This is a genomic window from Sphingomonas sp. MMS24-J13 (assembly GCF_044905095.1).
Lineage (GTDB): Bacteria > Pseudomonadota > Alphaproteobacteria > Sphingomonadales > Sphingomonadaceae > Sphingomonas_I.
In genome coordinates, this window is the sequence record NZ_CP173258.1 from 2,977,717 (window position 1) to 2,991,543 (window position 13,827).

Below are 13,827 nucleotides of genomic sequence, written 5' to 3' on the forward strand. Positions count from 1 at the left end.
CCGTCTACCCATGGAAATCATGCTGCGCGCCAACGAGGGCAAGACCATCGTGCATGCGTTCCGCGTGCGCTCGAGCAATTACGCGACGGTCCGTGGAACCGGGAGTATCTCCGTAGGCGGCTCCTCCCCAAAAACGCTCCGCCCGCCATATTCATGCGAGCGCTGGCGCTCCTCCGCCATGAACGCCTGGAATGAGGGCCCGCGCGCATCCCGCTCCAGCCGCCGTGCCTGCGCGTCGAGCCGCTGGATCGCGCCGATCTTCTCGTCATTGCCGAGCTTCGCCTGCGACACCGCGTCCTTCAGCACCGCAATCGTCTTGTCATAGACCTTGATCGGAACGGGATAAGGATGGCGATCCTTGCCGCCGTGGGCGAGGCTGAAGCGCGCCGGATCGGCGAAGCGACAGGGGGCGCCGTGGATCACCTCCGCCACCAGAGCCAGCGACTTGACCGTGCGCGCGCCGACACCGGGCACGAGCAGCAGTTCGGCAAAATCCTGCGGGCCACGCTCCGCCGCCGCAGCGAGCGCACCGTGGAGACGGCGCAGGATCACATCGTCGGGCCGGACATCATGATGGTGGGGCAGGTTGAGATGCGGCAACAGCGGCTCGGCCGCCACCACCGGCTTGCGCTCCAACACCGCCACCTCACGCGCGAGCCGATCGGGGCCGAACTCTTCGAGCAGGCTCAGTTGCGCCTGCCGTGCCGGCGCGGCACGGCGATCGGCGAGGTTGACGATATTGCCCTGCCCGCGCCCCTCGATCGCGGCGTGCGGCGCATCGACGAAGCTCTCCAGTCCCTCGGACAGCCAGTGGTAGCGGCGTGCGACATGGGTCGCATCGTTCATGCCCTGCTGCACGACGGTCCACTGGCCGTCATCGGTGACGACGAAGCCGTGCAGGTAGAGATCGAACCCGTCCTGCACCGCCGCGCTATCGACCTTGGCGACGAGCCGGCTGACCCGCGACAAGGCCGTGCCGTCGATCCCGATCCGATCGCCGATCGCCACCAGCTCGGCCGGCGTCTGGCGCGAATGCCTGCCGCGGCCGCCGCAGACGTGCAGCCCCAGTTCGCCCGCCATCGGATTGAGTCCGCGCTTGAGCGCGCCGAGCACGCTGGTAGTGATGCCCGACGAATGCCAGTCCATCCCCATCACCGCGCCGAACGACTGGAACCAGAAGGGATGCGCGAGCCGCCGCAGGAATTCCTCGCGGCCATAATGGTGGACGATCGCCTCCGCCATCACCGCCCCCAGCCGCGCCATGCGCTGCCCGAGCCACGCCGGCACCCGGCCATGATGGAGCGGCAGATCGGCGCTGCCGGAGCGCTGGGCCATGCGGGTACTCCTGCGAACGTATCAGGAACATTTTAGCAGGATTTCAGCTGATGGATAGCGGCAACCGGCCTCCATCAAGGGACAGGGCTTTTATTCGCTGCCGGCGCATCCGGCGGTGTCTGATAACCGTTCCGGTCCAGCCGCAGATCCGGCCGGATCTCGCACGGCGCGCAGCTCTGCTGGTAATGCTCGGGCACGCGGCCGCTCACCGGGTTGGTGTAGTTGAACCACATCGGCATGATCGACGGCCATTGCAGCGGCGTGCCGGTGCCACCCTGGAAATGCTCCTCGCGCTTGCCAAGGTCCTTCAGCGGGATATCGGGCGGAAAATTGCCGCTGAGGAAGCTTCGCGGCGCCTTGGGTTCTGGATCCTTGGCCTTGGCCCAGAGGCCGTCGACCCATGCGGCAGGCGTGATGTAGGGCTCGTCGAGGGTCAGGTCCCAGATCCGCCAGATCCCGTCTTCCAGCACATATTGATCATTGTAGATGCCGCCCCAGAAGGAGGCGCCGTAGAAGGCGCCGGCCGCGCCGGGGGTCTTGCCGGTGCGCGGCTGGAACAGGCGAAAATGGCCGGTGGCGGAGCGGCCGTCGTCCGAGACGAGCACCACCGGCTGCACCAGCCAGTGGTAGGACAGGCCCGGGCGGATCTCGGGCGGCTTGCCGCTGACGCGCGCTTTGATGTTGCGCTCGCGGGTGATGTAATAGCCGGCGAAAGGCGTCTCCTTGAAGCCTTTGGCGGCGATCACGCCGGTGAAGCCCGCGGCGATGCCGTCATCGGCATAGAAGCCATAAGCCGCCGAGACATTGGCGACGCCATCCCACGCCGCCGATCGCGCCAGGCGGCGCTTGGCTTCGGCCAGTGGGACGGGGGTGCGCTTGCCGGGTGCAATCGGCCCGGTCAGTGCGTTGGCGGCGACAACTTTGGCGTCTCCCGCCGCCACTATCGGTTTCCTGGTGACCGGATGAGCGCCGAGAAACGCCGGCATAGCCAGCCCCACTGCCGCGCGATCGGCCGCCGGAAGCGCCTTGCCGGGCGCATTGGGGCCCGTCGGCACCGGATCGGCAATGCGGCTCCTGCCCCAGCCTTGGAAGATATCGGTCTTCATCAAGGGAAAGCGCCGCAGCTCGCGGATCTTCCAGACGCCATTGTCCTTCACGAAGCGGTTGCGGAAGGTGGCGACCTCCCACCAGCCTTTCTCCCGATCGGCCTCGCCGAGCATGCCGAGCTCGATCCCGCGCGCCCACGCCTCGTTGCCGCCCGGCGCGATCTCCACCGTCACGTCGAACTGGTCGCGATCGTTGAGCTGCCCATGGGTGAGCCCGGCCGGGCCGATGCTTTCGAGCCAGTGGCGCACGCCCGCCGGCCCCTGCCAGATACCCTGCCCGCCAATCTCGACCACGCCATCCTGCGCGAACAGATCGACGACATCGTCCCACATCTTGCGATCGGCATAATAGCCGTACATCGCCTGGAGATTGCGGATGCGGTCCTCGTCGTTGAGCGCATCGACCCGCTTCTGGAGCGCGGCGAGCGTCGCCTTCGCTGCCGGTGCCGGTCCGGTCGCCGGGAGGATCGGGGTACCGGCCGCCTCGGTATCGAAATGATAGGGGGGCATCGGCAGATCGCCCCCACCCCAATTGGTCCAGCCTTCCTTATACGGGCCGTCATATTGCGGGTAATAATGGACCGTCGCGATCCTCCAGACGCCGCGATCGCGCACATACTCATTCTCGAACACGCCGCCTTCGATGCGCGCCTCACCCTTGTGGCCATGGAAGATCAAAGCTTCCCAGCGCGTCTTGGCACTGTTGCGGTCGGCAGAGAGGTTCAGCACCGGCGCTTCGATCATCATCGTCGACAGGCCGTCGGCGGTAAGGCCCTCGCGGCCACCGCCATAGCGCGTGCGCAGGAAGGCGGCGACGGCAGCGGGCCCTCTGGCTGTCTGTGCCTTCTTGATCTGCCCGTCGAAGATCAGCTGCCCGTCGGGGGCGAACAAGGCGCCGACCGCGTTCCACAATCCGAACTGCGCATATTGGGCGTAGGAGCGCTGCAACGTCTCGACCGCGCGCACGCTTTCGGTGCGATCAAGATCACGCGCGAAGGTATCGATCGACGGATCGGCCTGAGCCGGCACCGCGCAGAGCAAGGCGAGCATCGGGCCAATCTGGGCGAATGGGCGCAGCATCGTCTCTCTCCTCGGCGCACGTCCTCTGTCGGTGGGTCCGATCCGGATCGCCGGGCATGTCTAGCGCACGCGCGGAGCCGGGCAACGATCCGACCACGCCCCTTCAGGATTGCGCAAATGTTTGCGCCGTTACGAACATGTCGACGCGAGCCGGGCTGGGCCGGGTCGACCGCAAGCGCACTGTTAAACGGGCAGGCGCTGCGCCGCGAATACGACGACGATCGGGGATTGCGTCGAGATGCAGGCAAAGGTCGAGGTTTCGATCAGGATGCCGCCGATCCGGCATGCGCCGCTAGCCCGGCTTGATCAGCCACGGTCCGCGCCAGGCTGCAGCATGAGAATCTGCGCCTGAATGATATCGATGGCATGCTGGATGTGAAGGTCCGCAAAGCCCTTGACGCTATGCTCGTCGATCAGGGCGAGCGCGCGTCCGAGCGCTTCCTCAACCTGCAACAAGACGTTCAGCGTGCTCTTGCCCATGCGCGTAATGCCCTCTTTCCCCGGCGTGCGCAGCATGTCTACACTATTGTCTGCAAAGCCCAAGATTATCCTGACCTCGGATCGTCGCAAAAGCCGCCCGATTGTCCGGCACGCGCAATAATGTTGTCGATCGTCAATCGACGCTTCATGCGAAATGCGGCTGCCGAGTCCAGGGACTCGGCAGCCAAACGATCAAAGCTTGTCTTTGATCGCCTTGATCTTGTCGAGATGGGTCTGGACCTTCGGCATGATCTCGCCCGCCGCCGCTTTAAGTGAGGGGACATCGCCCTTGTCGGCATAGACCGTCATCAGCGACAAAGCGGTCTCATGCGCGCTGACCTGCTGGCTCGCATATTCCTTGTCGAAATCGGCGCCCGAAAGCTTGCCGAGATCGGCAAGCTTCGAATTCTGATCGTCGGTCAAGGTCGCATCGGGCGTGAGCGCGGGGCTCGCCTTGGCGGCGGCGCTCTTGATCTTGGCGGTGGAGCCGGTGTGATCCTCAACCATCATCGCCGCGAAGGACTTGAGGTCCGGGGACGTGGCCTTCTCCTTGGCCAGCTTGGCCGAGGCGATCTCGAACGCGTCGCTCTTGGCGGCCTTGTCGACGAACTCCTGCGCCGTCGGCGTCGGCGTCACCGCTTCCTTCACGTCGCCAGCGGCGTTCGAGATGGCGCTCCCGGCATCGTCGGCTGCGTTGCCAACGCTATTTTCGGTCGCTGCTGCGGTGTCGCTGGTCTTGGTGCCGCAGGCAGCAAGCGCCAGAGCAAGCGCCAAAGGCGCCGTGACAATCATCAGTTTCCGCATAGAGTCTCTCCTGTTGAGTGCGCGTAACGTATTGAGATACGAAGCCGTTCCCACGCTGCTCGACAGGTGGCGCAATCATTTTCGGAAACCTCTCCCTGCGCTTCTCGTTATCCCCTGCAGTCACAGGAGATACGACATGAGGAAATTCACTCTCGCAGCGATGGCGATCATGGTCGCCGCTCCTGCTGTTCTTCCCGCCCCGTCTTTCGCGCAGGATCGCGCCTATCGGGATCGCGATTATCGCGGGCAGGACCGCTCATATTACAATGAGCGCTGCAAAAAGAGCAGCGGCACGACCGGCGCGGTTGCCGGCGGTGTCGGCGGTGCGGTGGTCGGCAATGCGCTGGGCGGCGGCCTGCTCGGCACGCTCGCCGGTGCGGGCGGTGGCGCCCTGCTGGGCCGTCACCTCGACAAGAAGCATGACGCCGCGCAGAACCGCAAGAACGGCTGCTGATCAGCCGGACCGCCCCCGCGCCGACACCGGCCAGAAGCCGATCACATCCTCGCCGTCGCAGACGGCATAGCGATCGTAGAGGTTGACGGTCGGGTCGCAATGGGGCGTCAGCAGGGTCACCCGCGCGTCCAGTTCCGGATCGGGGGCGGCGGGTGGAGTGACGAGCATGCCCTGCTCGTCGCCCATGAAGCGATAGAGGCTGGCGGGGTCGGCGCCATCGAGTACTACCGGCGGCCCCGCTTCTGTCGCCATCGCCTTGATGCCGGCGTCGATCGTCACGCACCCCGGCGTATTGGCGCTGATAACGCGCGTATCGATCGCGAGGGATGCCTCGAATTGCGGCCCGGCAAACTCGCAATCGCGATACTCGCGGTCCATGAAGATATAGGAACCGGGCTGGAGCTCGTTCAGAATCCCCAATTCCGCGTCGATGACGAAGGTGCCGCTTCCCCCGCCGGTGACGATTTCGGGTGCCAGCCCGGCATCGCGCAGCCGCGTGATGATCGCAGCAAGATATAAGGAGCGTTCAGCGAGCTTCTCGCGCCGCTCGGCCACAGTCGTCACGTGCTGCAGATTGCCGCAGTAAAATTGGACGCCGCGATAGTCCAAGGTGCCGGCCGCGCGGATTTGCCCGGCCAAAGCGATTGCAGCGTCGGCGGAGGTGACCCCGGTACGGTGCATGCCCGGATCGATGTCGACGAGAACATCGATCGTCTGGCCCGCCATTCCGGCGACGAGCCGATCGACCTGTTGGGGATGATCGACCACGATCGCCAGCGTCGCGATCCGGCGCCGCAAATCGGCCAGCCGCGCGATCGCCTGCGCCGAGGCGATCGGCGAGGTAATCAGGATATCCTCGATCCCCTCGGCCGCCAGCGCCTCCGCTTCGCCGAGCTTGGCGCAGCAGATGCCGACCGCGCCGGCCGCGATCTGGCGGCGCGCAACCTCGCTGCTCTTGTGGGTCTTGGCATGCGGGCGGATCGTAATTCCCCGCTCCGCGGCCCACGCCGCCATCGTCGCGATATTCCGATCGAGCGCGGCCAGCTGCACGATCAGCGCGGGCGTCGGCAGGTCATCGCGCGTCATGGGTGCGGCCGCAGCGTGATGCGGAAACGGTTCATCGCATAGGCCGTCGCCAGCAGCCCCACCGCGCAGGTGGCATAAGCCACGACACACATGAAGTTGGTCCAGCGCAGCGTAAGATGCCCGAAGTTGCGGACCAGCAGCAGCCCGACGCTGCCGCAATAGCCGCTCGCGTCCGCGACGTAGATCAGGAAGCCCGCATTGCCGGCAAAGGCGGTCGCCGCGATCAGCCGATCGAACAGCAAGGCGTTGAACGGCGTGTAGCCGAGATACAGCCCCGCCCCGATGATGATCATCCATGCCGCCGGCCCCAGCCAGCCGAGCTGGAACAAGGCGGTCGAAATCCCCAGCGACGCCAGCCCAATTCCGATCAGCACGAGGTTCCACATCACGGCACGCACATTGTCGCGCACCCGGATGAGCATGCCCAGCGCGACCAGCGACACCGCCGCGACCGGGATCTCCGACCAGGTGAAGATGCTGGCCTCGCCTCCGTAACCGAGCTCGCCCCAGATCTCGGCTGCGAAATTGTCGCGGAAATCGCGGAGCGCGGTCAGCAGAACGTAGGTCGCGATCAGCGCGATCAGGGCGGGCGCATGCGCCCGGAAGAGCGCACGGCGCTGCGCGGCATCCATCGGCACGCGCGGCGAGCGCTCTTTCTCGTCCTGCGCGCTCGGCGGGGGCAATTGCGCGAGCGCCCAGACGGAGACCAGCAGCAAGGGTGCGAACAGCAGCCCGGTCGCGGCGGGCATCCAGCGCTCGCCCGCCCAGCCGCCGACGAGAAGCGCCTCGCCCGCCGATTTCACGATGCCCGACGACAGGATGAAGCTCGCGCACAGGATCGCGCCGAGGATCTCGGTCAGCTGCCGTCCCTCGAGGAAGCCGACCACCAGCCCCCAGATCATGCCGAGCGCGAGCCCGTTGAAGAACAGCATCGCCACCCCGACCAAGGGCGGTGCCACCGCGAACACCACCAACGCGAGTTCGGCCAGGCCGATCAGCAGCAGGATCGCGATCGATCGGTAGGCCGGCGGCATCTCCGACACGACCTTGATGCCGATGATCTTGGACAAGGCATAGCCCACGACCTGCGCGATCACGAGCAGGATCTTGAAATCGATCGCGAAATGCCAGCCGGCGACATGCGCATAGCTCGCCGCCGAGAAAGGCTTGCGATAGGCGTACATGGCAAAATAGGTGCTGAAGGCGGCGAGCCCGCCATAGAGCGCGAACACCGCCGACGGCGCGGTTCGCAGCCAGCGGGTGACGGCGCCCTCGTTGGCCACCGGCAGATCGCCCAGCGCAAGGCTCGCGCCGGTCACAGGCCCGGCCTTTCGCCGGCAGCGATCCGGGCCCCGATGGTTTCGAGCACCGGCCAGAGATCCGCGACGCTATCGATCACATAATCGGCGCCGGCCGCGCGCAGATCGGCGGCAGCGGCATCGATCCGCCTCCGCCGCTCCTGCTCCGGCAAAGCAAACAGAGCATCATGATCGAGCCCGACGCCGTTGCCCGACGCCGCGAGACCGACCGTCCATGCACCGGCCGATTTGCCCTCGCCCATGCCGACCGGCGCATCGTCGACCTTCACGCACGCCCAGGCGGGCCACGCCCCGATCTCGACCAGCGCCTTCCACAGCATCAGCGGCGACGGGCGACCCTCGATCGTCTCGCCCGAACAGACCACCACGTCGGGCGAATAGCCCTGTTCGGCGGCGAGCGGCAGGATGTCGGCCATCATCGGGCGCGTATAGCCGGTGCACGACGCGATCTGCACGCCCTCTGCACGCAGTTTCGCCGCAAGATCGGCCGCCCCCGGAATGAGCCTGGCACAATCCCTGGCCGCGCCGCGCATCATCGGCTCGACCTCGTCATGCAGCCCGGTCACATCGTCCTCGGACGGGGCGGCATCATGTGTTTCGGCCCACGCGGCGGCGACCCGCGGCTTGGCGAGGATGGCGCGGATATGGTCGCGCTTGGCGCGGCCCATATCTTCGCGCGCCTCCGCTTCGCTGATCGGCACGCCCGCCTGCTCGAACACGCGCTCGAGCGCCACGACTGGCGCGCAGCAGCCGTGATCGATCATCGTCCCCGCCCAATCGAGGATGACGGCCTTGATCGGAAAGGTCATGCGAGTGCTCCCACATCGGCACGGATCATATCGGCGATCACTTCTTCTGCCAGCGCGAAGCTGGTCGAGGCGCCGGTCCCGCCGGTGACCACGACGAGGCGGACGCCCTCCATCGAGGTCTCGACGATGCTATGCCCGGCGGCCGAGGCATAGGTGCCGGTCCAGCGTTCGAGCACCGCGGGCACCTTGCCGAAGACGGCGCGGAATTCCTCGAGGATCAGCCGATCGACCTCGTCCGACGAGAAGGGATCGGGGGTGGGCGCATAATGATGACTGTCGCCGACGACGAGGCTGCCATCGGCGCTTTGCGCCACGATCAGATGGATGCCGTTGGCCAGATGATCGCCCTGCTCGGCCAGCAGCCGCTGCCTGAGCGGCCCGGCCTCGGACAAGGCCGCATAACCCTGATAGCGGACCAGCCCGAGATCGGACATCACCGTGCCCGGCAGGCGGTAACCGGGCGAGGCGAGCCGCAACATCTGCAGCTTGCACCGCGTGATGCCGGCATGGGCCAGCGCATCGGGAAAGAGCGTCGCCAGATCGTCGCCCGGGCAAACGACGATCGTATCGGCACGAACCATGCCTTCGGCGGTTTCGAGCGCGCCGCTCTCCACGCGGTGGACCGCGACGCCGCGTCGGATCGTGACGCCATGATACGTCTCCAGCCACGCGGCCAGCGCCGGAATGGCAGTACGCGATTCGACGCGGAGATCGATCGCGCTGGTCAGCACGCCTTCGAGCCGATCGGGCACCATCGGCCCCAGCCTTGCCCGCGCCGCCGCTCCGTCGAGCCACGCGCAACCCTCGGCCATGTCGGTCTTGAGGAAAGCCTCGCAGACCGCGCGCGCCTCGGGCCGTTGCGCCACCATCACAAGCCCGGCCTGTTCGATCTGGATGCCGGCCGGCCCGGCCACTTCGGCCCAAAGGTCGCGCGATCGGCGGGCAAGGCGCCAGACTCTCCCCTGCTCCTGCCCCGTCACGGTGACGAAGCCGAAATTGCGGATCGAGGCACCGTTGGCCTGGGTGTCGCGATCGATCACGATCACCTTCATGCCCTGACGCACCGCCGCGAGCGCGTGGGCGAGGCCGACGATGCCGGCGCCGACGATGGCGATGTCGAACCTGTCCTGCGGCAAAGGGCCTGTTCCTTTATTCAACCGGGGTGACGAAAGGGGTGGTCATCCCCCTAAACCTCATGCCGGGCGAGCGCGGTGGCGCGCATCGCCGGATCGGAGATCGAGTCCCGCCCGGTTTCGAGCCGCCCGGCGAGCCGACGAAGGTAGCGCTCGTCCCCAGTCACCCGCACCGCGAGATCGTACCAGCCCGATGTCTCGGCCAACGACCAGGTCACCGCCGTCGACTGGCCCGGCGGAAGCGCGAAATGCTTCGCCGCGATCATGCCGCCATAGGCCATCGGGCTGATCTCGACCTGCCGCGCCGTCGCGGCCGGGTTCGTGACGGTCAGCGCGATCGTCGACTTTGCCGGATCCGATCGCATCGTAACCTGCAGGGCATCGGCCTGCCCCGCGCCGATGAAATGCCGATGAAAACCGTTGGGGCCCAGTACCCACAGATCGTACACCTCGCCGGCCCAGTTCCCCCGCAAACTCTCGCTGGCGCCGACCGTGTAGCGGCGCGGCACGGCATCGCGGTGCAGCCGATCGTAAACGTGGAAGACCGCTGCCACCTGACCGCGATTGTCGAAGGTCAGTTCGATGCCGTTGGCGGTCACCGCCCCTTGGACTTCCAGCACATAAGGCAACGCGCGCGACGGGCGTACACCCGTCGCCTGCGCCGGCATCGTCACCGCCATCGGCGGAACGGCAGGAATGGTCTTCGTCAGCGTGCCGGCACGCCGCGCGGTCGCCGCGGTCTCGGGCAGCCGCGGCCAGTTGCGCGCTTCGTTCGGCCGCTTGAAATCGAACGCCGAGGTGAGATCCCCGCACACCGCGCGCCGCCACGGCGAGATGTTGGGTTCGTGCACCCCGAATTGCTGCTCGAGGAAGCGGATCACCGAAGTGTGGTCGAACACCTGGCTGTCGACCCAACCGCCCCGGCTCCACGGCGAGACGACATACATCGGCACGCGCGGACCGAGCCCGTAAGGCCGCCCCATCAGTTCGGGTCGCTCGGCCGCCTTGTCCCCGGCCGAGGGAACGAGATGATATTCGCCCGCGGTCGACACGGTCGAGGCACCAGCCAGGCCGTGGGGCGCCCCCGCATCGCGCGAGGGCGCGGCCGGTGGCGGGACATGATCAAAGAAGCCATCATTCTCGTCGAACATCACGAGCAGGACGGTGCGACTCCACACCGCCGGATTGGCGGTGAGCGCATCGATCACGCGCGCGGTATAATCCGCACCCTGCGCCGGGCTCGACGCCGCCGGATGCTCGGAGCTCGCCGCATCGGTGACGATGTAGGAGATTTGCGGCAAGGTGCCGGCGAGCGCATCGGCGGCGAAGCGATCGAGCTTCTGCGTCGTCATGCCGCGCGCGATGAGCTCATGATCGGCACCGGCCGGGCCGACATCATGTGCGTCGCGGAAGCGCTGGAAGCCCACCAGCGGATTGTCGGTGAAGTTGTCCGCCATATCCTCGTAGATGCGCCAGTCGATCCCGGCGGCCTGGAGGCGCTCGACATAGGTCGTCCAGCGATAGCCCTCTGCGAAGCCGCCATCCTTGACGAGGCTGTCGTGCGAATTGCCGATCGCGGGGCCGCCTTGCCTGCCCCCGGATCGTTGGTCCCGCTCCACAGCATCAGCCGGTTGCTGTTGGTCCCGGTCTGCAACGCGCAATGATAGGCGTCGCAGAGGGTGAAGGCCTCGGCCAGCGCGAACTGGAAGGGCAGATCGTCGCGCTTGTAATGGCCCATCGATCGTTCGGTCTTGGCCTCGGGCCAATGGCTCATCCGGCCCTCGTCCCACGCCGCCTGCGCGTCGGGCCAGCTATGCGGGGTGCCCTCGGCGCGCATCAGCGCGAAGGTACCGGTCGTGTCGAGATGGAAGGGGGCGATCTGCTTGGGCTCGGCGGACGGGCGATGCTGGGTCCATACCGTCGCCCGCTCCTCTCCCTCTGCCGACGGGATCGGCAGGCGATCGCCGAAGCCGCGTACCCCCGCGAGCGATCCGAAATAGTGATCGAAGCTGCGATTCTCCTGCATCAGGATCACGACATGCTGGACGTCCATGATCGATCCGTGGCGCACATCGGCATCGATCGCGGCGGCACGGCTGACCGAGGCGAGCAGCCCGGCGGCTGCGGTGGCGAGCAGCCCGCGCCGATCGAGCTCAAGCGTCATGGTAACGCACCATCGCATCGCCGAGCGCGGCCTGGAGCGGGCCGAGCCAGGGTTCGTACGCCTTCCACTGATCGAGCCCGTCGCGGAAGATCGGGCGGCGCACCTGTTCGGAGCTGGGCGTGCGCACGTTGCGCCGGTTCTTGTGGAATTCGATGCAGCCGGGCTCGAAGGCCAGCCCGCAATGATCGAGGATGCGCCGCACACTGCCCTCCAGATCGTCGATCACATCCTCATGCTGGATGCGCAGCACGCGGCCCGGCAGCGCATCGTCCCAATGCGCCATCAGATCGAGATAGGTGCGGTAGTAACGCGCAATATCGTCGATGCTGTAGGAAAATTCCTGCCCCTGCGCGAACAGCTGCTTGAGGTTGCTGAAGCAGCACGACATCGGATCGCGCCGCGCGTCGATGATCTTGGCGTTGGGCAGCATCAGATGGATCAGCCCGATATGCCGGAAGTTGTTCGGCATCTTGTCGATGAAGAAAGCTTTGCCGGTGCGGTAGGCGCGGGTGTCGTCGATATAACGCTGGCCAAGTGCTTCGACATGCTCGCGCGCCAGATCTTGCAGCATCGTCGGGTAGCGCGGATCGTTCAGGTCGGGATCGCGCCCCTGCAGTTCGAGCACGATGCGCTGGATGTCCGCCAGTTCCTGCGTGCCCTCGACCTGCGAATGCGAGGCGAGGATCTGCTCGATCAAGGTCGATCCGGAGCGCGGCAGGCCGACGATGAAGATCGGATCGGGATCGGACACGCCCCAGCCCTTGCGCCCCGCGAAGAAAGCAGGCGTGCAGACCGCGCTCTGCTGGCGCGTGTTGGTTTCGAGGATTTCGGGCCGATAGCGGCTCTCTGCCCTCTGGAGCGCATTACCGCGCTCGTAATAGCGCCACGAGTCCGCAATCTCGCCGCGATCCTCCAGCGCCTTGCCGAGCGCGAAGCAGAGATGGATGCGATCGACGGTGGCGGTGCCGGCCGCGGTTTCGGCCGCGCGCATCGCTGCGATCTCGGCCTCTTCGAAGCGATAGGTCTTCAGGTTGGCGAGGCTCCAATAAGCATCGCCGAAATCGGGACGCGCCGCAGCGGCCGCGCGATAGGATGCCACCGCATCGGGCACGTCACCGACCGTCTTCAGAGCATGCCCCAGCCAGAGGTGCGCATCGGGCGAGTCCGGCTGGGCCGCGAGCAAGGTGCGGTACAATTCGATCGAGCGCTCATTCTCGCCGAGCCCCACCGCCGCGGTCGCGGCGAGCGCCAGATAGTCCGCATTGCGCGGATCGAGCGCCATCAGCCCATCAAGCTGAGTGCGCGCCTCGGCATATTTGTGCCGTTGGACGAGGCATTGCGCATATTCGAGCCGCGCCGCGCGATGGTCGGGCACCATCGCCAGCACCGCTTCGAGCAGCAATTCGGCATCGTCGAGCACGTCACGCGCCATGCCGATCTTGGCGAGCAGCCGCATCGCCTCGGGATGATCGCCATGTTCGATCAGGTAAGCGCGGATGATCTGCTCGGCCGGCGCCAGATCGCCGTCGAAGAAGAAGGTCGTCGCGGTCACGATCTCGGAGGGTAGGTCCCTCAGTGTCGCCGAATGCGCCGCCGCGGTGGCGGCATTGGCGGCATCGCCGGTGAGGCGATAAACGCCCTCCAGCATCCGCCAGCTCATCGGCAGCGCCGGATTGATATTGACCGCGCGGAGCAGCGCATCGATCGCGGGGCCCGCTTCCTTGCGCGCGACATGGCACAGGCCGCGTTCCTGCAGCGCCCGGCTGTAGCGCGGATGGTGGCGATCGAGTTGGTCGAGCATCGCCAGCGCCTCGCCAATGCGGCTCATGCTGCGCAGGCTCGACGCCGCGATCATCAGGAGATCGCGATTTTCCGGCAGATCGACGAGCAACGCCTGGGCGCCCTCCAGCGCCGCCGCATGCTCGCCCTCCTGCTGCCGCCGCCGCAGCCGCGCCACCGCATGTTCGATCGGCAAAGGCGCGGTATCGGCCTCATTTTCCGTCATGGTGCGATACTCGCGGCGGGACACAATATTCCGATTATACAAGACCCGTCAT

At 66.4% G+C, this 13,827-nt stretch carries 10 protein-coding genes and 1 pseudogene; 1 reads left to right on the forward strand and 10 read right to left on the reverse strand.

The genetic code is table 11. The annotated features are described in order from the left end of the window. Positions 1-78: 78 nt before the first annotated feature. From AB4Z44_RS13760 to AB4Z44_RS13775, 4 genes are all read right to left on the reverse strand, one after another. A complete protein-coding gene (locus AB4Z44_RS13760) occupies positions 79-1,335 on the reverse strand; it encodes a DUF763 domain-containing protein (protein WP_404710267.1) in 1,257 nt (418 codons plus the stop codon). A gap of 74 nt (positions 1,336-1,409) precedes the next feature. Then, positions 1,410-3,521 (reverse strand): nuclear transport factor 2 family protein, encoded by a 2,112-nt coding sequence (locus AB4Z44_RS13765; protein WP_404710268.1) that lies wholly within the window; start codon positions 3,519-3,521, stop codon positions 1,410-1,412. A gap of 306 nt (positions 3,522-3,827) precedes the next feature. Next, positions 3,828-4,037 (reverse strand): hypothetical protein, encoded by a 210-nt coding sequence (locus tag AB4Z44_RS13770; RefSeq protein WP_404710269.1) that lies wholly within the window; start codon positions 4,035-4,037, stop codon positions 3,828-3,830. 156 nt (positions 4,038-4,193) lie between these two features. Then, positions 4,194-4,805 carry a DUF4142 domain-containing protein gene (locus tag AB4Z44_RS13775; RefSeq protein ID WP_404710270.1) on the reverse strand — a complete coding sequence of 204 codons (612 nt, stop codon included), beginning with the start codon at positions 4,803-4,805 and terminating at the stop codon, positions 4,194-4,196. Positions 4,806-4,941: 136 nt separating this feature from the next. Here AB4Z44_RS13775 and AB4Z44_RS13780 point away from each other — a divergent pair, with 136 nt between their 5' ends. Beyond that, the gene (locus tag AB4Z44_RS13780; protein ID WP_404710271.1) at positions 4,942-5,259 is read left to right on the forward strand and encodes a hypothetical protein; all 318 of its coding nucleotides are present in this window, start codon (positions 4,942-4,944) and stop codon (positions 5,257-5,259) included. On the opposite strand, the gene AB4Z44_RS13785 is transcribed toward AB4Z44_RS13780, so the two are convergent. From AB4Z44_RS13785 to AB4Z44_RS13810, 6 genes and pseudogenes are all read right to left on the reverse strand, one after another. Continuing rightward, positions 5,260-6,345 carry a DSD1 family PLP-dependent enzyme gene (locus tag AB4Z44_RS13785; protein WP_404710272.1) on the reverse strand — a complete coding sequence of 362 codons (1,086 nt, stop codon included), beginning with the start codon at positions 6,343-6,345 and terminating at the stop codon, positions 5,260-5,262. Then, complete coding sequence (locus AB4Z44_RS13790) at positions 6,342-7,664, reverse strand: DUF5690 family protein (RefSeq protein ID WP_404710273.1); 1,323 nt, start codon at positions 7,662-7,664, stop codon at positions 6,342-6,344. Before AB4Z44_RS13790 ends, AB4Z44_RS13785 begins: the two co-directional genes overlap by 4 nt. Next, positions 7,661-8,473, reverse strand: a complete 813-nt coding sequence (phnX, locus tag AB4Z44_RS13795) for a phosphonoacetaldehyde hydrolase (protein WP_404710274.1) — start codon at positions 8,471-8,473, stop codon at positions 7,661-7,663. Before phnX ends, AB4Z44_RS13790 begins: the two co-directional genes overlap by 4 nt. Continuing rightward, positions 8,470-9,609: a TIGR03364 family FAD-dependent oxidoreductase gene (locus AB4Z44_RS13800; protein WP_404710275.1), complete on the reverse strand. Its 1,140-nt coding sequence runs from the start codon at positions 9,607-9,609 to the stop codon at positions 8,470-8,472. Before AB4Z44_RS13800 ends, phnX begins: the two co-directional genes overlap by 4 nt. A gap of 50 nt (positions 9,610-9,659) precedes the next feature. Then, a pseudogene (locus tag AB4Z44_RS13805) lies at positions 9,660-11,788 on the reverse strand (phosphocholine-specific phospholipase C). Further along, positions 11,760-13,775: a tetratricopeptide repeat-containing sulfotransferase family protein gene (locus AB4Z44_RS13810; protein WP_404710276.1), complete on the reverse strand. Its 2,016-nt coding sequence runs from the start codon at positions 13,773-13,775 to the stop codon at positions 11,760-11,762. Before AB4Z44_RS13810 ends, AB4Z44_RS13805 begins: the two are co-directional and overlap by 29 nt. Positions 13,776-13,827 lie beyond the last annotated feature (52 nt).